The sequence below is a fragment of the Mangrovivirga halotolerans genome (assembly GCF_026241165.1).
Classification (GTDB): Bacteria; Bacteroidota; Bacteroidia; order Cytophagales; family Cyclobacteriaceae; genus Mangrovivirga; species Mangrovivirga halotolerans.
In genome coordinates, this window is record NZ_JAPFQN010000014.1 from 15,712 (window position 1) to 37,022 (window position 21,311).

At 34.4% G+C, this 21,311-nt stretch carries 15 protein-coding genes; 4 read left to right on the forward strand and 11 right to left on the reverse strand.

Annotated features, from left to right (window positions below):
* Window positions 1-73: 73 nt before the first annotated feature.
* A complete protein-coding gene (locus OO013_RS19540) occupies window positions 74-1,696 on the reverse strand; it encodes an OmpA family protein (protein ID WP_266058770.1) in 1,623 nt (540 codons plus the stop codon).
* A gap of 182 nt (window positions 1,697-1,878) precedes the next feature.
* Window positions 1,879-2,472, reverse strand: a complete 594-nt coding sequence (locus OO013_RS19545; RefSeq protein ID WP_266058771.1) for a DNA-3-methyladenine glycosylase — start codon at window positions 2,470-2,472, stop codon at window positions 1,879-1,881.
* A 66-nt stretch (window positions 2,473-2,538) separates the two neighbouring features.
* On the opposite strand from OO013_RS19545, the gene OO013_RS19550 reads away from it, so the two are divergent.
* Window positions 2,539-3,420 carry a DUF2911 domain-containing protein gene (locus tag OO013_RS19550; RefSeq protein ID WP_266058773.1) on the forward strand — a complete coding sequence of 294 codons (882 nt, stop codon included), beginning with the start codon at window positions 2,539-2,541 and terminating at the stop codon, window positions 3,418-3,420.
* 47 nt (window positions 3,421-3,467) lie between these two features.
* Here the strand turns inward: OO013_RS19550 and OO013_RS19555 are convergent, their stop codons facing one another.
* The 5 genes from OO013_RS19555 to lhgD form a co-directional block, all read right to left on the reverse strand.
* The gene (locus OO013_RS19555; protein WP_266058775.1) at window positions 3,468-5,171 is read right to left on the reverse strand and encodes a sodium:solute symporter family protein; all 1,704 of its coding nucleotides are present in this window, start codon (window positions 5,169-5,171) and stop codon (window positions 3,468-3,470) included.
* A gap of 158 nt (window positions 5,172-5,329) precedes the next feature.
* The gene (locus tag OO013_RS19560; protein ID WP_266058776.1) at window positions 5,330-7,312 is read right to left on the reverse strand and encodes a DUF3858 domain-containing protein; all 1,983 of its coding nucleotides are present in this window, start codon (window positions 7,310-7,312) and stop codon (window positions 5,330-5,332) included.
* A gap of 22 nt (window positions 7,313-7,334) precedes the next feature.
* Window positions 7,335-9,203, reverse strand: coding sequence for a transglutaminase-like domain-containing protein (locus OO013_RS19565; protein WP_266058777.1), 1,869 nt, complete (start codon window positions 9,201-9,203; stop codon window positions 7,335-7,337).
* An 11-nt stretch (window positions 9,204-9,214) separates the two neighbouring features.
* A complete protein-coding gene (locus OO013_RS19570; RefSeq protein WP_266058778.1) occupies window positions 9,215-11,176 on the reverse strand; it encodes a DUF3858 domain-containing protein in 1,962 nt (653 codons plus the stop codon).
* 85 nt (window positions 11,177-11,261) lie between these two features.
* The gene (gene lhgD / locus OO013_RS19575; protein ID WP_266058779.1) at window positions 11,262-12,461 is read right to left on the reverse strand and encodes an L-2-hydroxyglutarate dehydrogenase; all 1,200 of its coding nucleotides are present in this window, start codon (window positions 12,459-12,461) and stop codon (window positions 11,262-11,264) included.
* 95 nt (window positions 12,462-12,556) lie between these two features.
* Between lhgD and OO013_RS19580 the strand changes: the two genes are divergently transcribed.
* Window positions 12,557-12,958 (forward strand): hypothetical protein, encoded by a 402-nt coding sequence (locus OO013_RS19580; RefSeq protein ID WP_266058780.1) that lies wholly within the window; start codon window positions 12,557-12,559, stop codon window positions 12,956-12,958.
* On the opposite strand, the gene OO013_RS19585 is transcribed toward OO013_RS19580, so the two are convergent.
* Window positions 12,955-14,415 (reverse strand): M20/M25/M40 family metallo-hydrolase, encoded by a 1,461-nt coding sequence (locus OO013_RS19585; protein ID WP_266058782.1) that lies wholly within the window; start codon window positions 14,413-14,415, stop codon window positions 12,955-12,957. The two genes, OO013_RS19580 and OO013_RS19585, sit on opposite strands and share 4 nt — an antisense overlap.
* A gap of 75 nt (window positions 14,416-14,490) precedes the next feature.
* Between OO013_RS19585 and OO013_RS19590 the strand changes: the two genes are divergently transcribed.
* Window positions 14,491-16,998: a PIG-L family deacetylase gene (locus OO013_RS19590; RefSeq protein WP_266058783.1), complete on the forward strand. Its 2,508-nt coding sequence runs from the start codon at window positions 14,491-14,493 to the stop codon at window positions 16,996-16,998.
* Between the two features lie 32 nt (window positions 16,999-17,030).
* Here the strand turns inward: OO013_RS19590 and OO013_RS19595 are convergent, their stop codons facing one another.
* Window positions 17,031-18,392, reverse strand: coding sequence for a GAF domain-containing protein (locus OO013_RS19595; protein ID WP_266058784.1), 1,362 nt, complete (start codon window positions 18,390-18,392; stop codon window positions 17,031-17,033).
* Between the two features lie 87 nt (window positions 18,393-18,479).
* Here OO013_RS19595 and OO013_RS19600 point away from each other — a divergent pair, with 87 nt between their 5' ends.
* A complete protein-coding gene (locus OO013_RS19600) occupies window positions 18,480-19,973 on the forward strand; it encodes a sodium-dependent transporter (RefSeq protein ID WP_266058785.1) in 1,494 nt (497 codons plus the stop codon).
* Window positions 19,974-20,181: 208 nt separating this feature from the next.
* On the opposite strand, the gene OO013_RS19605 is transcribed toward OO013_RS19600, so the two are convergent.
* Window positions 20,182-20,790 (reverse strand): 2OG-Fe(II) oxygenase, encoded by a 609-nt coding sequence (locus OO013_RS19605; protein WP_266058787.1) that lies wholly within the window; start codon window positions 20,788-20,790, stop codon window positions 20,182-20,184.
* A gap of 27 nt (window positions 20,791-20,817) precedes the next feature.
* Complete coding sequence (locus tag OO013_RS19610; RefSeq protein ID WP_266058788.1) at window positions 20,818-21,201, reverse strand: hypothetical protein; 384 nt, start codon at window positions 21,199-21,201, stop codon at window positions 20,818-20,820.
* Window positions 21,202-21,311 lie beyond the last annotated feature (110 nt).

Sequence of the window (21,311 nt, forward strand, 5' to 3'; positions counted from 1 at the left end):
GGACTATTTTTTAAATCACAGTGCCAACTAAAAAAAGCTGCATTTAGCAGCTTTTTTTTATTCTTTAGACTTTCTAATTCTTTATAATAGTGAATTCAACACGTCTGTTTAATCGGCGGGTTGCCTCAGTAGCATTAGAAGCTATTGGCTGTGACCCTCCATAACCTTTACCATTCATCCTGCTTTTCTGTATTCCTTTTTCTGTTAAATATTCTATCACTCTCTCTACCCTTTCTTCACTTAATTTTAAATTTAGTTTAGGGTTTCCTCTGTTATCGGTATGTCCGGATAATTTAATCTTCATATTCGGATTTTCCTTTAGCATTTGAACAACTAAGTCTAGCTGATCATAAGAGCCGGTAAGCATTGTTGCTGTACCTCTTTTAAAAAGAACATTATTAAGTTGAATGGTTGATCCAACCTCTAATGGATTAAGTAATACATCAATACTTTCAGAAAGGCTGTCAGAATTTAGATACACTGCTTTTTCCTCTGGCATAAACCCAGGACTAACGACCCGTACTAGGACCTTTTGATCTTTGTATTCTTCTTTTAAGGAAACATCAAAGTATCCTGAATTAGTTTCCACCTTTTTTATTACTTGTTTATCTTCCGGCAGGGCAATATTAACTACACCGTCAGTTACTAAGGTTTTATCTTTCTTATTCCTGAGTGAGCCTCTGAATGAGATGAGTTTATTCTCCACTACCCGATGGATTATTGCTGAATCCTTTTTAATAACTTGGGGTACTACCTGGCGTGTTACCACTTCATTTGTAGTATCTTCAGGAATGATCTCTTCTGGTTTTACATCTACCTTTTTGATATCTCCATATCCATCGCTGTCATGAGTTGAAACCAGGTAGACAAACTCTCCTGATGGATCAAAAAACAGAGATTTTTCCATGCCTGAAGTATTAATGCCACTACCAAGATTTTTAGGAGTACTCCAGTTTGTCCAGGAATCATCTAAACGGGTACTAACATAAATATCCTTTGAACCGAATCCGTCATGGCCATTAGATGAAAAGAATAAATTCCTGTTATCCTTTAGAAGATAAGGTGTAACTTCCTGAAACTCTGTATTTATAACATTTCCAAGATTTTTAGGTTCGCTCCAAGATCCATCAATATTTAAAAAACTAACATATAAATCTTCCGCACCCTTTGTATCAAAGGATTGGAGGGCAAGTATCATAATAGTCCCATCATCTGATACAAAAATATCCTGGTTTTCAGAATAGTTTCTGAAATATTTAATATCCAACTTTTGAGGAAAAGACCACTCACCATTTCTTTTTATTGAAAATGAAAGCCCCTGAGTTTTGGGTGCTGAATTATCTTCACTATACAATCCATATAAATAAATAATATTCCCATCAGATGAGAATCCTAAGACTGAATTTTTTCTTTTATCGTTGAATGGTGCTCCTACATTTTTTGGGGCATCCCATTTATCATCAGCCCCTTTTTTTGATATCCAGATATCTCCTTTATCTGATTTTCCGCCGACATTACCAGGATGGTGAGCCCGGGTAAAATAAAGTGTATTACCATCTGGTGAAACTACTGGAACACTTTCATCTTCTTTGCTATTAATAGCATCTCCAATGCTTTTTTGTTCATCGCCAAAATTCTGGCTATAACCTATGTAGACCAGGAAAAATAAAAGAATGAGTGGTAATTTGTTGGCCATTTTTAAATTGATCTGTTTTAATTTCAAAAATAACTGGATATTTGGTGAAATCAATATTAAAGACAAACTAAAATTTGTCCAATATTACATTGCATTAAATATTGTAATCGTTCATATCCATCAGGCTCTAAAACGTTAAAATACAATATTATTGTATTACGCAAAAACCAAACCAATATTCATTACAATTCTGAAAGCAAAAAGTCCTCCTTTAGCCTTTTACTAACAAATTCAGACTCATTAATATAAAATCGCCATGGATTTAAAGCATCCTTACCTGCATAATCTACACCTATCCTGGTGCTGACCATGATCTCCTCATCAGATAATTCCGGCATATTAGTTAAAAACAATTCATCTGAAATTAAACTTTGTCCCGTTTTATCTTTTTTTAATCCAATTGCTTTTGTCCATTTGCCAGGCCCATCTGTTGCAGGATAGATGTAGTCTGATTGGTTAACCGGTTCTACAGCTCTAACAAGAATAGCATCGGCAGTACCTTCTGAATTGGTAACGATATTAAATAAATGGTGAATTCCATAACACAGATAAATATAACATCTGCCGCCTTCCATAAACATCACCGTGTTTCGTTTTGTCATTCCACCCGATGCATGACAAGCCTTATCATTAAAGCCTCTGTAAGCTTCAGTTTCAACAATTTTTAACTGATGTAAAATTCCATCATTTTGATAGTTAATTACCTTACCTAATAATTGCTTCGCAACACTAACTACGTTATTTTGTAAATAAAATTCTTTGCTTAATTTTTCCATTTAATATTTAAACAGTATAACTGCTTATAACGTTACAAGAAATTAATAAACATATTATAAACTACCATGCGTAAACAAACACTATCTATTTTCTCAATTATTGCCCTGACATTAATAATGTTTACGGCAAATGCACAACAAGGTATCCAACTCCCACAACCCAGTCCGTCAGCGAAACTAACTCAGTCTGTAGGATTAAGTACAATTGAAGTTGAATACTCTCGTCCAGGAGCTAAAGGAAGAGAAATATTCGGTTCATTAGTTCCCTACGATCAAATCTGGAGAACCGGGGCGAATGCTTCAACAAAGATCACATTAAGTGATGACTTTACCTTTGAAGGAAAGGAAATACCAGCTGGAAAATATTCCTTATATACAATTCCTGGAAAAGACAGCTGGGATATTATTATTCACAGAAACCTTGAGCTTTGGGGTTCAGGAGGTTACGATGAATCAGATGATCTGGTTAGATTTTCTGTAAAACCAACATCTTCAAAAACTTTCTTTGAAACTTTGACGATCGAATTTTCAAATCTGGGTTTCGCCGATGCAATGATGGACATCAAATGGGGAAACACTGTCGTCAGCTTTAAAATTTCAACTGAAGTCGACAGTAAGGTAATGGCTCAGATCAATGAAAAGGTTATTAATGCTGAGGGAGATATTGACGCAAGCTTATATGCAGCAGCTGCTAATTATTATTTAATGGCAGATAAAGATGATATGGATCAGGCCATCGAATGGGTAAACAAAGCTCTTGAAGCAAATCCAAAAGCTTTCTGGTTGATGCATAATAAAGCTAAAATGCAAGCTAAAAACGGAGATTACAAAGCTGCAATTGAAACTGCTGAAAAATCAATGGAGCTAGCTAAAGAAAATCCAAATGGAGATTTTGGTTACATCAAAAATAACCAGGACGCGATTAAGAAATGGAAAGAAATGATGTAAAAAAAACATCAAATATTTAAGGGAACTCTCATAAGGAGTTCCTTTTTTTATGCCCTATTATTTCTGATCCACTGAATAATTACTGCCACAAATACTACAGCCAGGCATCCTATTAGGTTATACCACAAATATCCGATCTCGAAGATCTCTTTGACATTTAGAATATGAGTCACAATAACCAGTCCTTCTCCTACTACAGCACCAATAAATACTGCAGTTCCTTTTACAAATTTAATGTAAAACGCTGTAACAAAAATACCTAGAATCGCCCCATAGAATAAGGACCCCAATAAGTTAACTAGTTGAATAAGGTTCTCAAGAAGATTTGCATTAAAGGCAAATGTCATAGCTAAGATGCCCCAGAATAGTGTTAATAATTTACTGGCATTTAAGTAATGTTGTTGTGAAGCTTCTTTTTTGAAGTATCTTTTATAAAAATCAACTGTTGCAGTAGAACCCAATGCATTTAATTCAGATGAAGTACTACTCATGGCTGCACTAAAAATCACAGCGAACAATAAACCTACTATACCAACCGGTAAATGATCCATAACAAAGGTCATGAATACATAATCTTTATCATTAGTTTCTACCAAAGGTGATTTCTCATTGATATATTTCTTTACTTCAGACCTTAATTCAGTTTCAGCTTCACTCATCTGCATTGCTTTACTCAGGGCATTTTCAGAAGCTTTGTCGTCACCATTATCTATTGCTGAAAGCATATCCCGGTAAGCATTGGATTTACTTTGATGAATATTCTCGAATTCTTCATTAACCTGATCGAAGAAAGCACTCCCCTCTTTTTCGGATATTTCTTCAATGGCTACCTCATTGAAAAATACGGGAGGTTGATTGAATTGATAGAAAACAAAAACCAAAATTCCGACAAAAAGTATTAAAAACTGCATTGGAACTTTCAGTAATCCATTCATCATCAAACCAAGTCTGCTTTCGCGAATTGATAGACCTGAAATATATCTTTGTACTTGTGACTGATCAGTTCCAAAATAAGCCATGAATAAAAAGAAAGCCCCGAATATTCCCGACCACATGTTATATCTGTCTTCCAGATCAAAAGAAAAACTTATCGGATTGAGTTTACCACTTTTGCCTGCAACATATAAAGCGTCTTTAAACGATATATCATCTGGTAAAAGAACAAATACCATAATACCAGCTACAATCATCCCTCCCATCATCACAGCCATTTGCTGCTGTTGGGTTTGAGACACCGCTTTAGTTCCTCCGACTACGGTATAAATAATAACTAGCACCCCTATAATCAGAGTAGTAATAGATAAAGGAATACTTAAAAGAGTAGAAAGAATTATAGCCGGCGCATATATTGTTATTCCTGCGGCTAATCCTCTTTGTAATAAAAATAATAGAGCAGCCAGAGAACGCGTTTTTGCATCAAAGCGATTTTCAAGAAATTCGTACGCTGTATAAACTTTTAATTTATAAAATATTGGAATGAAGGTTACGGAAAGGACGATCATAGCTATTGGCAATCCAAAATAGAATTGCACAAACTGCATCCCATCAGCATATGCCTGACCAGGAGTACTTAAAAAAGTAATTGCACTAGCCTGAGTAGCCATTACTGACAAACCTATTGTCCACCATTTTGAAGTATTACCCCCTTTGAGGTAATCTTCAATATCTTTTGAACCCCGGGTTTTAATCACCCCGTAGGTTACTATAAAAATCAACGTTCCTGCCAGAACCAGCCAGTCAATCCAACTCATAAATCAGGAATATATCCTACCTAAAAAATAAAACAATACAACTTGTAAAAGCAATATAAATAAAAGAAGGGCATACCAGCCCTTCCATGATTTAAATATTGGTATATTATTTGATTTATTCTCTTCCATTGGCTGCTAATTTAATATTTTTAAATCCCTTATCCGCCAATGCCAGATCTTTTTTCTTCCACTAAGGTTAACTCTATATTTTTATTTAACTCAAGACTAACCTGATCAAAAAAGCTTTTTATCCCTGCATAAGTAGACTTTAAGAAAAAGTGCTTTTTAATATTCAGGATAATTATATAAGTTAATTTTTGTTTATTCGTATTTTCAATGATCTTACAACTAAGTAATTTATCTTTTGACAACACTACTTTACTCTCTATATCCTCTTTGACTTTATAGCCTTCTGGAACTTCAATTGTGACCATAAATTTCTTACTCCAGGGAGATATAAAATCAATATCAGAATTTCGTTGATTTGACGAAAAAGGAGATTCTCTAAGCTGAAAATCATCAAATATATTTAAGTAAAAAGAATTATGAACTTGAGATATATCTTCGGTTATAGTTATATTCTCTGTTAAGTATTCTTTTCCAAATATAAATTCATGTGATTCAAAATCGGAGTTAATATGGTTCTTAGAATAATTTCTTCTGAAATCTTCCTTATGTTCTTCTATATTATACTCTATTTCGTCCATAAATAATGCATAATCTGCATCTGTTCTGATTTTGGAAATGTTTTTGGTTATGCTACTTTCAGAATTCAATTTTATTTCAACTGTTGTCATAGTTGATGCTAATGAATTTCTATTGATATCAATCCAATATTCATCCCCTGAATCATTAATAACTAAGGCATTCTCATTTCTAGACTTCAGGGGTATTGCATTTGGGGCTAATTCTGGCTTCACAGCATCAAGAATAAGAAAATCATCATATCCCCTATATAAATAAACGAGTAGATAATTGAAATGCCCCATCGTTTCAATGTAAGGGTTTACATAACCTAGGTCTCTTGTAGCAGTGATTGCAGGATAGGCCACAAATCCCAATTCCCTTAATACAGAAACAAAGATCAAATTAATATCTACTGAACTTCCACTTTTCTCTCTAATTGTTTTTCTAAACCCTTGACTTGGTATAATTCCATCTTTGCCATTATATGCGACCATATTATTAATCCCTTTCTTAATTATAGAAAGAGTATCGGTTAGATTCGTCGCTTTAGAGAATTCAAAATAATCTAAAAGAAACTTGTTATTTGACTTATATTTTGTGAATCCCTCATCAGAAAGAAGATAATCATTGATAAGTTTCGAATAGTCACCCCCCAACTCATGATAGGCTGAATTTATATCGGTATAACCAACAAAATCAAAAGTATACCTAGTCAGTTTATTTTTCAATACTTGTGAATATGGTTCATCAACAATTCCTGGAACATTATTTGCCTCATAAAGAGTATTTGTCAATTCCTTGAATTTGCGTCCTCTATGGCTAACAATAGCTTTGCTTTTTCCCAACTTTGTGACTTTCACCGGATGAGCCCCTATATAGTGGGCCCTCGTAATATAATCTGTTAAAATACCAGAATGGAAAGAACTATATAACACCGGGTCTTTTGCCTGAAACTCCCATGTAGGTACATTAATAGCGCTTAACCCTTTAATTTTATATTCATATTCAATTATAGACCCGGGTGTAACATTAGGATAGTTAATAATAACCTTATTTAACATGCCTAAATAATCGACATGGTAGCCATTATCTTCAGCATTAAATTCAGTTTTTTCTAGTTTACCATCTTTTAAATTCCAGGTAATACCATTAAAATTTAACGATCCTCTTTTGAAATAAATAATATCTTTTGATGAATATCGTTTAACACCGGTCTCATTTAATACTAAGACTTTTAAGTATACCGAATAATCAACTCGTCCAAAATATTCACCGGGAATAGATTTACCAATCTTCTCTATAATGACAGCATCATGAATTTCTTTAATTGAATCTAGATTATGAATATCCCAACTCTCCTTTGTCACTTCACCCAAACGAGAGTCCTTTTCCTGTGCAAAAATTATTTGAAACCCTGTTAAAAGGAATATGATAATTGTAAATATATTTTTCAATATACTAAATTTTAAAAATGAATTAACTCTTATTGTTATTCAGTAAAATCAAGGACTTATTATCATTTTTATGTACCTTATTATAAAAATCATTCACCTCTTTAACTTCTTCTGGAGAAAATACCTTTCCTGAAAACCTGATTTTTCTATTAATCACTAATTCTCCTTCTTTTAACTCATATTTCAAATGATAACTACCTGCTGTAGATTCCAGATTAACATCAGAAGGCACTTCTGCAATTGTATAGTCTTTTGGTAAGAGTATTTTAATCGTGCAACTTTCCTGCTGCCTTGTATTTATATGAAACTTTCTGTTATAATTTAATTCTAATTTAATTCTCTCATCTAGTTTACATATCATCAATGGCCTAATCACCCGGTTATTTCCTGCTGAAGACATCAACCCTTTGCTTTCTCCTTTAAGTGTTAGTTGAAAGGTAGGATTTAATTCTTTTATTTTCTCCACTTTAAAATCATTCAAAGAACTTACTTGAAATGGCAAGTTTCTTTTCATCCTTTTTTTTATCTCGTTAATTTTCAGATTATAATCATTATCTAATCCTTCCATATAAGCCTTATTACCTTTCACGGTTTTACTAATCTCAAAAGTTGGTATATCCTTTTCAAGATCATAAACAATTTTAAGATCTTCAGCATTTTCTTCATAAGTAAACGAAGGAGTTTTTATTAATTTTGATCCATTTTTATCAACTAATAAGGCAGTTCTATTTCCGATATGGAAGCCACTGTAATTCATATCTGTATTCGAACTTGTACATTCAAGCCATATAGTATCTTCTTCCATAGGTACTACCAAAAAAACATGATTAAAATTGTTTTCAGGAACATCTATATTGTATGGTTGATGCATTTTTCCGTAAGTAGCCCCAACCAAAACATAATTAGATTTAATACCAGCAACTTCAAGCATCCCTTTCATATAGGTTGATAGGCCCTTACAATCTCCGTACCCATTGGCAGCAACACTTTCCGCCGTCATTGATTGCCAACCACCAATACCTAGCTGAATACTAACGTATCGGGTATTATTCTGAAGATATTTATAGAGTTTTTCAATCTTCTCCAGCTCAGAATCAGTATCCTGTATAAGTGATTTTACTTCCTGAACTTTATTCTCTGGTAACTTATCTCTTCCTTCATTTAATTTATAAAACCAATTCCCATAATCCCTCCAGGAAGACATATCTACAAAACTACCTTCAAAAAAGAATTTATTAGGTTGTGGTACAAATCCTGGATCCTGATCTAAACCGGGCACATAATAATGTTTTTCAGATTCAGAAACATAATTTTCCATTTCAATAGTAATCCCATCCTGTTTCTCGCTAACTGTATACAGACTTGTGTCCCCCTTGAATTGTTTATGTATATTAAAAAGATGATTGTAATTAAATTCATAGTAATACTTTTTCACTTTTACTTCTTCACTACTAATTGGAGACCATGCTCCAAAAAATTCAAGGAAAAACAGTGATGAGCATTCTATTTTATAACTATACCTGACTACATAGGGGTATACAGGATAAGTTGGTTGATAATAAATTATTCGTTCACCAGTAATGTTTCCTCCATAATCAGCTGATACATCTAAGAATTCTTTGGATTTAACCTTTTGAGTTTTCCCATTTGCTATTATTTCTGCTTTGAGATTTTTAACGTCATAAAGATCTCCATATCGGAAAAATGCTTTAGCGTATTGATGACCATTTCTGTTTAATACTATTGTTTCTTCAATGAATTCCACCTCAAAAGAGCCATCATCGTTAATCGTTACTATTTGAGAAACATTTTTTTCAGCATTTATATTAGCACCTTTGACCACTGTTATCATACAAAATAATAACAGTACAATTATTTGATTGCTCTTCATAAAAAAATAAATTATACCTCTTTAACTAATATTATTTGTTTAGAAAGTTCCTGTTCTATCGCATCGAAAAACATTTTTATTTCAGGATATTTAGTTCTTAAGAATATATTTTCGTCAATAGATAGTTTAACTACATAGGTCGCCTTTTTTCCGATCTTCGATTTCGTTAGCCTGAATTCCATCTTTTTATCGGATGTCATGAATAACTTGTTCTCTAACTCTGATTGTAAAGTATATCCCTCCGGCACTTCTAAATTAATCATAAACACCTTTCTCCAGGGGCTTAAAAAGTCAATTGTCTGATAACGATTTTCATTTTTGAAAGGATTATTTTTGAGTTGAAAATCTTCAAAAAGATTTATATAGATAGTATTATTAGCAATCAAGGCAGGTTTTGAAACATCTAAGCTTTCAATACAGGCATTATTTTCTACAGAGACTCTATGTTCTTTAATATTTGCCCCGGAAAACTCCGATAAATAATCCTCTTTAAATTCTTCAACATATTCTGCTGAATCCAGTCCGGTTGTAAAAGTAATTAAATCAACTCCCTTCCTTTTTCTGGTGATTTGCTTATTAATATTTTCTTCAACTGGATCAATCGAGTATTGAGCTGTCGTCAGGGTTTCTGCATCAAGATATTTACTTAAATTTATCCACTGCTCGGTTGCATCATCTCTTACTACTAAGCCATTTCCATTAATACATCTTAAAGGGATCATACCAAATGGAGCGTGTGGTTCAGTTGCATCAATAAGAATGCGATGACCTTCAATTTCTAAAAGACAGATCACATAGTTGAAATTACTTAATAAAGGTACAAACGGGTTTACGAATCCTGATTCCCGAGTGTTGAGTAAAACAGGGTAAGCTGTAAATCCAGCCCTTCTATATGCCCCTATTAATAAATTATTCAATTCACTGGCATCCCCTCTTTTATCATTTATTATCTTCCTATAACCATTATCAGGAAAAACACCACCATATTTTTGACTCCAGGCAATATTTTTACTAACTGATCTGAAAACCATTCTAGCTCCTGCTATATTGTTTTCAATATTTGCTTCACCAAGAATTTGATCCAATACACCATTATTCCTTTTATATTGTGAAAAGTTATCACTTTTAAAGAGTCTATTCTTCATGATATCAGAATAGCTTTGTGCTAATGGATGATAAATACCTCTAAAGTCTTTATAACCCCTGATTTCAAACCTATATTTAGTGAAGGAGTTTTCCTTTACAGATGAGAATATTTCATCTGGAACTCCTGGAAGATTTTTTGCTGAATAAACACTTTTTTTATAAATATAATTTTCAGTAAAATCTTCGTCAGTAATTGTTGAAGTACCAGATTCATTTTCTGTTTGTACAGAATAAGATCCCTGGTAAAAGGCATTAAAATCAAAATATTCTGGTAAAATGGTGGTATATTCACTGAAAAAAACAGGATCTTCCGCTTGAAACTCCCAATCACGAACATTGGCAATATTTTCTGATATGATTTTTAGTTCATATTCGACAATACTGTTCTTCTTTAAACTTGGAACATGCAAAATAAAGTTCTCCATGGATGAAGTATACTCAGATTTAATCGCATCCCCGGTTTTAAACTTCTCCTTTTCTACTTTTCCCGATTCATTCAAATTATATGAATATCCCTTTATGTAAACATCATCTTTTTCATAATGCTTTACATCAAGATTACCATATTTCTGTATTCCATCTTCATTAAGCACTAATACTTTGACATAATAGTTGTATTCAAGCATCCAGCCTTGTGCTAAACTATAGTCAATACGTGAGCTTCCGATATTTTCGATTATAACTGCATCGCAAACTTGTTTTAAGGAATCTAATTTTTCGATCTGCCAGTCATCTTCAGATACTTTTCCTACCCTATATTTAGTTTGAGAATATGAAAAAATGGAAATAGATAATGCTAATAGCAATATTAGAACAGCTCTCATCATTTAAAAAATTATAGTTGATAGTAATTATTTGGCGCAAATAAGAATTATTTTTATAGAATTCCAAAAAAAATCAAGATCTATTTCATCAAAACTGATCTAGAATTTTATCAGAAACTACATCGCCGATAGACAATGATGATGTCGCTGCTGGAGAAGGAGCATTACAAACATTCACAACTCCTTCAGACTCAAGAATTAAAAAATCATCTATCAAGCCACCATTTTTATCACAAGCCTGAGCCCTTACCCCTGCTCCACCCGGCATAAGGTCTTCCTCTTTTAGTTCGGGCATTAATTTTTGCAGTGCTTTCGTAAAGGCTGATTTACTAAACGATCGGTACATTTCTCCAAAACCAGTCTTCCAGTATTTTGATGCCACTTTTATAAATCCTGGCCAAGTCAAAGATTCCAGTAGTTCTGCAACATTAATGTCTGTCTTGGAATATCCTTCCCTTTCAAAAGCAAGAACAGCATTTGGCCCTGCTTCTATTCCACCATTAATCATCCTGGTAAAATGAACTCCTAAAAATGGGAAATTCGGATCAGGAACTGGATAAATGAGGTTCTTTACTAAATGATGTTTTTCTGGTTTAAGCTCATAATATTCACCTCGAAAGGGAATGATTTTAACATTCATTTTCTGTCCGGTCATTTTTGCGACCTTATCTGAATAAAGACCAGCACAGTTAACAATTACATTGGTTTTAAAGTCACCCTTATTAGTGTTAAGAATTCTCTCCCCACCCTTTAATATTATATTTTCAACTTTTGCATTTAGATGAATTTCGCCACCATTCTTCTTAAATAATTCAGCATATTTATTTGCTACTTCCTTATAATCAATAATCCCTGTTTGAGGAACGTATAATCCCGCAATACCAGAAACATGCGGCTCATATTCTTTTAATTCACTTTCATTAAGTTTCAAAATTCCTTCCAGTCCATTTTTAGCACCTCGATCACGTAACACATCAAGCTGTGAAAGTTGAAATTCATCAGTTGCTACGACCACCTTACCACAAAGCTCGTATTTGATTTCATTTTGATCACAAAAGTCAAGAAGCATCTTATAGCCGCCAACACAATTTTTTGCTTTCAGACTGCCGGGTTTATAATATAGCCCGGAATGGATCACTCCACTATTATTACCGGTTTGATGAAGGGCAAGCTGGTCTTCCTTTTCAAGGACAGCGATTTTTAGTCCTTTCTTTTTAATACTCAACTGGTAAGCTGTTGCTAAACCTACTATTCCCCCACCGATAATTATAATGTCGTATTTATCCATTCTCATTAAAATTTGTCGCGAATATACACTCATTGGGACAGTCTTAAAAAAGTTGGTATAACTTTTGAATATCTATTAATAAACTTTCTACTGATATGAGAAGACAATTTTTTTTAATACCTGTACTTTTAATAGTGTTAATATCATCTTGTACTACCTACATTGAAGAACCTTACCTGGATTTAGAGGGTACATACAGAGTAGAAGAATACAGTTATTATTATGATGAATATTTTGGTTATTCTATTTATGTTGAACAGCCTTATTTAACTGGTCCGGATAATATTATTTACATAGAAAATTTTTATAATTCCGGTATAATCGTAGAAGCTTACCTGAATGGTTCAAGAATTTCAATTCCCTACCAGGAAATTGGTCACTTTGATATCGAAGGATCCGGATATTTAGATGGAGGGCACATCTATATCGATGCTACTGTATGGGAGCATACCAGCCATGTAGTTATCAGAGACGATATTGAAATAACAGCTTATTAATTAGCCATAACATTATAAAAAAAGGTCTTAGCTGAATTCAGGTTATCAATGCTGATCATTTCATTATTACCATGGATTCTTTCCAGATCCTGATTTTCTAAAACAAATGGCGAAAAGCGATATACGTTTTCAGCTATACCTTCATAATGCCTGCCATCAGTGCCTGCTATAACAAGGCCGGGAACAACAACGGTATTATCAAATGTTCCTGCAATTATCCTTGATAGTTCTACGAAGGATTCACTTTGATGATTTGAGATTTTACTTGGGTTTTTAGCGAACTTATCTGACTTTTTGATTTTTACATTTGTATTAACAGTCACCTTATTGAGATAATTTTCAATACCCTTGATATTCTCACCGGGCAGGATTCTAAAGTTAATTGTTGCCTCCGCTTTAGCAGGAACAACATTGTCTTTAACTCCTGCATCAAGGATTGTTACTGCCGATGTTGTTCTCACCATTGCATTGCCTGATGGAATTTCTTCATAGGTAGATATCAAAAGATCATCAAAAAGCCAGGTATTTGCGAACACTAAGCGTTGAGGAAATGGCATTTCAGGACCCAAATATTCGATAAAAGCCCGTAATGGAACAGAAATCCTGGCCTTAAATGGCTCTTTTCTTATTTTATCTAATACCTCCGTTAATTGATTTATAGCATTATCTCTGGCGGGCATAGAAGAGTGCCCTGCTTCTGCCACAGCTTCCAAATGGTATGTTACATATCCTTTTTCTGCAATACCTACTATCGCTGTATTTTTATCCAGCCCGGGAACAATACCCTTTGTTACAATTGAACCTTCGTCAAGAGCCATTCTCAAATTGACTCCCTGATCTTTGAGGTAATTAGCAATTGCCTTTGCCCCATCATTACCTCCGATCTCTTCATCAAAACCAAAAGCTAAGTAAATAGTCCTTGTGGGGTTTTTCCCTTCAGACAATAAACTCTCTGCAGCTTCCAGAATTAAGAATGCCGACCCTTTATCATCAAGTGTTCCTCTTCCGTAGACAAATTTCTCATCATACTCACCCGCAAAAGGTGGATGAACCCATTGATCTAACTGATTTTCCGCTAATGGCACAACATCAAGATGTGCTGCAAAAAGATCAGGTTTTAAGTTTTTATTCTGACCATCAACCTTTATTAGGATACCCGAATTATTTATCACTTTGATCTCAGACTGGCTGGTTATTACAGGGTAATTTGCTTTAATCCATGGCAACAAAAGATCAAAATCTGAACTATCAGAAGTATTTCTACCTTCGTATGACACCGTTTTTAAACGTAAAAGTTTCGAAAGCTGTGCCAGATCTGTCTCTTCAACTGTTTTCCTTTCCACAGCCATTGCAACAGGCTGCTTTGAAGAAAACATGAAAGTTTTGATCAGCAACACCAATAAGGTGAAAACAAAAACTCCTAACAGAACGTAAAAAACTTTGACTCGTTTTCTCATGAATATAGTTTTATAAGAATTCCCAATAATAATCAAGGTTTGGTAAATTACAAACTTCAAACTCAACAGATAGAAATGAATAAACTGTTTTTACTTTTTTTATTTACCTCAATTATATTCTCAACATTATCAGCTCAGGAAGAACATATAATATCTCCTCCCCCTTCATCTGTAATTGCTGATGAAATAAAAGGATTAAAATCTTTTGTCAGGGTATTATATGTTGCAGCACATCCTGATGATGAAAACACCAGGTTAATCACCTATTTTGCCCGATTTAAACATTTTGAAACCGGGTATTTATCCATGACCCGTGGTGATGGCGGACAAAACCTAATCGGATCAGAAATCAGGGATGGCCTTGGATTGATTAGAACTCAGGAACTTATCGCTGCAAGAAAAATCGATGGAGGAAATCAATTCTTCACATCAGCCAATGATTTCGGATATTCGAAAAACCCTACTGAAACGTTTAATAAATGGAATAGAGAAAAGGTACTCGGGGACGCTGTATACGTCATCCGTAAATTTCGTCCGGATATAATTATTACCCGGTTTCCTGAAATACCTGGAATTACACATGGCCATCATACAGCCAGTGCCATAATAGCCAGAGAAGCCTTTGATCTGGCCAGTGATCCAACTGCTTATCCAGAGCAACTGGATCATGTTAAAACATGGCAGCCTAAAAAGATATATTGGAACACCAGCCCATGGTTTTACAGGGGGCGTGATGAATCATTTGACACGACTAACCTCGTGAAACTAAACGTTGGGCATTACCTGCCTTCGATGGGTGAATCAATCGAGGAAGTTGCGGGAAGAAGCCGAAGCATGCATAAATCACAAGGATTCGGATCTTCAGGATCAAGAGGAGAATCTTTTGAATGGCTCGTTCCTGTTAAAACTGTTGCAGGTTCCGAAAAAGATTTTTATTCTGGAATAAATACATCCTGGGCTCAAATGGGAGCTCCTGGTATTGAAAAGAGCATTGATAAGATCATCTCCAATTTCAATCCTTTAAGACCTGAAAGTTCTGTTGAAGATCTTGTAAAGCTTAAGAATGAGATAAGAAAGACAGATCTTAAAAATGAAAAAATTAAAACTAAGCTCAGTCAGATAGACGAACTAATTGTAAAATGCCTGGGATTATATATAGGTCTGCATTCCGACCAGCCTTATTATTCCCCGGGTGATACGGTTAAAATTAATTTCGAAGCAGTAAACAGATCTGATATTGGTTTAAGAATTTCGAAGATCAACATTCCAGGCACGGATGTTAGCAGAAACGGTGCTTTAAATCCAAACAAACCATTTGAGTTTAGTACTGATTTGGTCTTACCTCCTAATATAGATTTTACAGACCCATATTGGTTAAATGGAAATCAGACTGATGCCAACTTTGATGTAACAAGTTTCTCATTGATAGGTAATGCAGAAAATGATCCTGTATACCAGGCAGAAATAACTCTGGATGTATATAATGAAATAGTAAAGCTAGAATTAACTCTCACCTACCATACAACTGACAGAGTAAAAGGAAAGGTGGTCCAGCCAATGCATATTATTCCTGAGATCAGCATTGAGCCACTGCAAAAAGTTCTTGTTCTTCCGGTAAACAAAAAGAAAAGTATAATCGTAACGCTAACTTCTGATTCACCATTACCATCAGGGGAATTAACAATTAATCTTCCTGAAGGAATCAAATGTGAAAACAAGAAAATTAAGTATGAAGGAGATGGAGTAGAAAGGGTAAGAAGCTTTGAATTTCATATTTCCGCTGAAAAGGCAACAAAATTTGAGGAAAACAATGTCTCATTTGAGTTCATAACAAATGAATCCCGGTTTGATCAATATACTGTATTTATTGAATATGACCACATTCCAAATCAGATTGATGTCAGAGCCTCTGAAATGACGGTCTCCGCAGTAGACATTAATATACCAAAAGTTAAAGTCGGGTATATTATGGGTGCGGGTGATGATGTTCCAAACTTATTAACTGATGTTGGCATGTATGTTGATCAAATAAGTGTAGATGACCTGAATGGAGGGAAAAACATTGATTACGATGTTATTATTTTGGGCATCAGAGCCTTAAACACAAACGCTGAATTAGCCAGGTCTATGGATAAATTATACAATTTTGTCTACAATGGAGGAACTGTAATAGTACAGTATAATACGTCATATGGATTAAATGTAGAAAATCCGGGACCCTACCCTATCAGTATATCTAGAGGTAGAGTGACTGATGAAAATTCTGATGTCAAAATTTTAAATAAAGATCACATTGCTTTAAATCTCCCAAACAAAATCACAGAAGATGATTTTAAAAACTGGGTTCAGGAGCGTGGTTTGTATTTCCCTGCCACATGGGATGACAACTACACTCCCCTGTTAAGCATCAAGGATATTAATGAAGACCCTCTTAAAGGCAGTCTTCTAGTAGCTGAATACGGGGAAGGGTATTATGTGTATACCGGTCTATCCTTTTTCAGGGAATTACCGGCTGGAGTACCTGGAGCTTATCGATTACTTATTAATCTGATCAGTCTAAGTCATTCATCGGAAAAACCTTAAAAATAAAAAGGGGAGCAAAAAACTCCCCTTTTTTATTTTTCTAATTGTAATTGCCTTTTCAAGTCTTCGATTTCCTGTAAATAACGTTTTTCTTTTCTTAACATTTCTTCTTGTGTAGCAGCAAGTTCTTCCATATTCTGCCTCATCTCTTCTTCCTGGGCTTTCATTTCTTCTTCCTGCTGTCTGGCCTGTTCAAGTAACTCTTTATTAGATTCGTTGATCTTGATATCTTTTAAACTGGAAGCAATGGACTCTCCTAGTTTTTTCACAAAACTGATCTGATGTTCATCAAAATCTTTAAATGAAGCTATTTCCAGGATACCTTCAACCTGCTCGTTAAAGATCATTGGTACAATAAGTAATGTTTTTGGAGTAGCCTCACCTAAGCCTGAAGTGATTCTGACGTAATTTTGTGGTATCTCTTTCAAATGTATTACATCTTGTTCGATGTAAGCCTGACCAATCAATCCCTGCCCGGGATAGATTTGTTTTTCTTCAAACTTTTTCCTGTTATAGGCATAGGTTGCATAAAGGTTCAGCACAGAACCATCGGTATCTATCAGGTACATACTCCCCTGATTTGCTTCCATATACTCCACCAAAAAAGCCATAATATTGTCACAAAGACTTTTTAAACTATCATATCCCCTTAGCAATTCTGTTACCTGAGCTAACCCCTGCACAGCCCATTGCTGTTTTTTTTCATTTTGCCTTACGAGTTCAACTTCCCTCAGATTTTCTTTTGCTTGCTTTTCGGATTCTTCCATTTTTCTGGCTATGTCTTTGCTTTCCTCAATGTAGTAAGAAGATCTTTCTTCAGACATTTTATTTTCCAGAAGCAGCACCATAATTATACCTACTGCAAAAACCACGGAAATTAAAATAGCAACTCGAGTAAGGTTTCCCTTTTGTAATTCAGTCCTGTCTAATTCGATCTCAAGAAGATCATTTATAAAATCAAATCCCAAAATCATTAAAATAGCTAAGCCACCACAGGTAAATAAATAAGCTTTTTCTCTTATATCAAATACAATAAAGGGAATGAATAGAAAAGCTAAAGATAACATAGCCATACCGACCATGGGTGGGTTTCCGGATTCAACTATGAATGCCCCTTCGCTAATTGCTAGAGATATTGGAACTAATGAAATAATTATTCGACTTATATATATTAAACCAAATCGATTTAATACCAGCGCTAACAGAGAAAGAAAAAAACCGGCAATAGGAATTCCGATGGTTGGCTTTAGAGTATTTTGAGAAATAATTATAAAAGGCAACGACACAAAAAAAGCCAGTATAAGTGCAGTAATATTAGACTGGTAAATTTTTCTTTTTAAAAACCTGGGCTGATCTGGCTTTATTCCCCACTTTAATATGTCCTTAAATTTCATTTTGTCCAAAAAATTATAATCTTAGCAACCTCAATAAAAATATTATTTACCAATATATAAATAAAGATCATTTAAACCATATTTTTTATGTCTCAAAAAGAGGAATTCAGTAATCGGTGGGGAATTATTTTAGCTGCCCTGGCTATGGCTGTCGGTGCAGGAAACTTATGGAGGTTCCCCAGATTAGCGGGAGAGTACGGCGGTGCCTTCATCATTTTATGGATGGTGTTTTTGTTTATTTGGTCAATTCCGATTCTACTTACTGAATTCAGTATCGGGAAAAAGTTTAAGCGATCAGTAATTGGATCGTATAGTGAATTTGCTGGTTCTAAATTTGCCTGGATGGGTTATTTCATAACTCTATGCACACTGGGTATAGCTTTTTATTATTCAGTGGTAACTGCATGGAGTTTGCAGTACCTGGGATTCTCTATTGAATATACACTTAAGTATTTCCAGGGAGCAGATCTGGCAAGTATCGGTACTCAAGAACAACTTACTAGTTATTGGGATAATATTGCAAACGGTAATTTTAAAACAGTTGGACTCCACCTATTAGCACTGGCTTTTGCCGTTTTCGTTTTGACAAAAGGAGTAAAAAACGGGCTTGAAAAAGCAAATAAAATATTGATCCCAACTCTTTTTATTTTGTTAATAGTAATTTCTGTTATCGCATTAAATATTGATGGCGGAGAGGTTGGACTAAAATATATGTTTGGTGTCGATGCCAAGCATTTTTCAAATCCAAAAGTCTGGATTGAGGCATTATCTCAGAGTGCCTGGTCAACAGGTGCTGGTTGGGGCCTTATCATGACCCTTTCTGCTTATTCAAGAAAGAAAGAAGATGTGACTCTCAACATAATAATGAGTTCGATTGGAAATAACATTGCATCGATATTGGCAGGTATAGCTATTATTCCATCTGTTTTTGCATTGAGTGCGTCGGAAGCTAATGCGTTGGAATACCTCCAAAGTGGTAACCAGGCATTAACCTTTACGATAATCCCGAAATTATTCTTTTCAATCCCGGGTGGGCCTGTATTATGTGTGATTTTCTTTGGCGCATTTTTCCTGGCTGCATTTAGTAGTCTGCTTCCAATGATCGAATTATTTATCAAAACTTTAACCGATCTGGGAATATTCAGAAAAAAAGCTGTAATCATTGCGGCGATATGCTGTGCAATATTTGGATTCCCAAGTGCCTGGTCGTTAGATATATTTAATAATCAGGATTGGGTTTGGGGAGTAGGTTTAGTGGTCAGCGGACTATTTATAATTTTCCCAGCTTTAAGGATCGGAGTTAAGAAAATAAAAGATGAAATGATTGATCCTGATTCAGACTTAAGATTACCTGATCTTTATTACGCCATATCTATGTATGTAAATATTGCATTTGGAATTGTTTTAATCTGGTGGTGGTTATCAAGAGGATACAGTCCGGAGCCTTGGTTTACTAAAGAAGGCATGTGGAATGTCTTTGATGTATACAGTAATGCATCGGTAATAACCCAATGGCTGGTGGTAATAATCAGCGGATTGCTTTTAAATAATTATATAAATAAAAAATTCAAAACTCTTTAATATAAAAGGCCTCTAATCGGGGCCTTTACTTTTTGGACATAAAAAAAGCCCGAATGAGCTCCGGGCATCTTTTCAACCAGCTATGGAAAGAAAGATATACTTGATTCTACTTGCACTTCAAATATATCAGATATTAATATATTTATAAAAAGTATTTAGATGAACGGTACATTTTATACGATGAGTGTACAATTTATTTACACGAACCTTAAAGCGGTGTATGTTTATGCTTTAACCATCCTGTTATGGAATACCTGCTTTTATTTGTTTTCAAAACTTCATGAGGAAGTTCATCGCTTTTGAACAACACTAACCTTCCGGGCTGAGGGAGTACTTTTATTGGTCCTGATTCAGGATATATCATTAATTCTCCTCCGTTATTCTCTTCCCAGAATTCATTTAAGTAAAGAATCACCGTTAATAAGCGTCCGTCATTACTTTTAAACTGATCAATGTGCCTCTTGTAAAATGCTCCGGGAGGATAAACAGCAAAATGAAATTCACAATCATTAATACTTAAAAAGCAATAACGATTTAATACTGAAATGAGTCGGTCTATTTCACTATAGAATTGATCAAGATCTGTATTTAAGCCTCTGCTAAGCCAAAGAATTTTATCCTTTCTAATACTCTTAACTTTGGTTTGATTAAACCTGTCTCCTATTTCTGCTTCTTTAAATTCCCCTTCCAGATAATGGTTATCTATGATTTGCCGAAGTTTGGCAAGATAATCTGACGATATAAAATCATCACATATCGCAAAACCATTTTCGACAACCGTGTCGATCAATGGCAAAAAGTCAATTTTTGTTTTCACTTATCAAAATAATGATAGCGAAATTACTCAAATAACTGATGATTTTTCTACAATGCGTTGATTTTTTACAAGAATTAAATTGTTACCACCAATGTCGATATAACCCTGATCATAAACAAAGGTATAGGTATTTCCATTCTTAGCTTTATAAAAACTGGTAACATATGAAAAGTCAAAGCCATAAGCTATTAAAGTCTCTCGTGTTATTTTGGTTTTCCCATTTGGATTAAGCTGGTTTAAGATTCTGCGATTCTTTTGTAATCTGTAATTCACTCTTCTAATGAGATTATTTTCTCCTGAAGAGATTCTGTTGTTAAAAGTGCTCCTGCAGTGATCAGAACAAAATATCTTATCTGACCTGCTACCGGAATTGATGGAATTCCCGCATAGTTTGCAAGCTCTGGTCTTCATAATAAAAAAGTATTGTTTTGGTTGATAATGTGCCAAAATAACACTTCTATCGAAAAAAGTAAACTATTTAAAGAAAATATATAAAATTTTCGCCACCTAATCACTCTAAA

Coding starts and splice junctions, on each gene's coding strand:
- OO013_RS19595 (WP_266058784.1), bottom strand. CDS start 18,392: ATGAAATTTAAGGACATATTAAAGTGGGGAATAAAGCCAGATCAGCCC.
- OO013_RS19600 (WP_266058785.1), top strand. CDS start 18,480: ATGTCTCAAAAAGAGGAATTCAGTAATCGGTGGGGAATTATTTTAGCT.
- OO013_RS19590 (WP_266058783.1), top strand. CDS start 14,491: ATGAATAAACTGTTTTTACTTTTTTTATTTACCTCAATTATATTCTCA.
- OO013_RS19585 (WP_266058782.1), bottom strand. CDS start 14,415: ATGAGAAAACGAGTCAAAGTTTTTTACGTTCTGTTAGGAGTTTTTGTT.
- lhgD (WP_266058779.1), bottom strand. CDS start 12,461: ATGGATAAATACGACATTATAATTATCGGTGGGGGAATAGTAGGTTTA.
- OO013_RS19570 (WP_266058778.1), bottom strand. CDS start 11,176: ATGATGAGAGCTGTTCTAATATTGCTATTAGCATTATCTATTTCCATT.
- OO013_RS19540 (WP_266058770.1), bottom strand. CDS start 1,696: ATGGCCAACAAATTACCACTCATTCTTTTATTTTTCCTGGTCTACATA.
- OO013_RS19610 (WP_266058788.1), bottom strand. CDS start 21,201: ATGAAGACCAGAGCTTGCAAACTATGCGGGAATTCCATCAATTCCGGT.
- OO013_RS19545 (WP_266058771.1), bottom strand. CDS start 2,472: ATGGAAAAATTAAGCAAAGAATTTTATTTACAAAATAACGTAGTTAGT.
- OO013_RS19565 (WP_266058777.1), bottom strand. CDS start 9,203: ATGAAGAGCAATCAAATAATTGTACTGTTATTATTTTGTATGATAACA.
- OO013_RS19580 (WP_266058780.1), top strand. CDS start 12,557: ATGAGAAGACAATTTTTTTTAATACCTGTACTTTTAATAGTGTTAATA.
- OO013_RS19555 (WP_266058775.1), bottom strand. CDS start 5,171: ATGAGTTGGATTGACTGGCTGGTTCTGGCAGGAACGTTGATTTTTATA.
- OO013_RS19550 (WP_266058773.1), top strand. CDS start 2,539: ATGCGTAAACAAACACTATCTATTTTCTCAATTATTGCCCTGACATTA.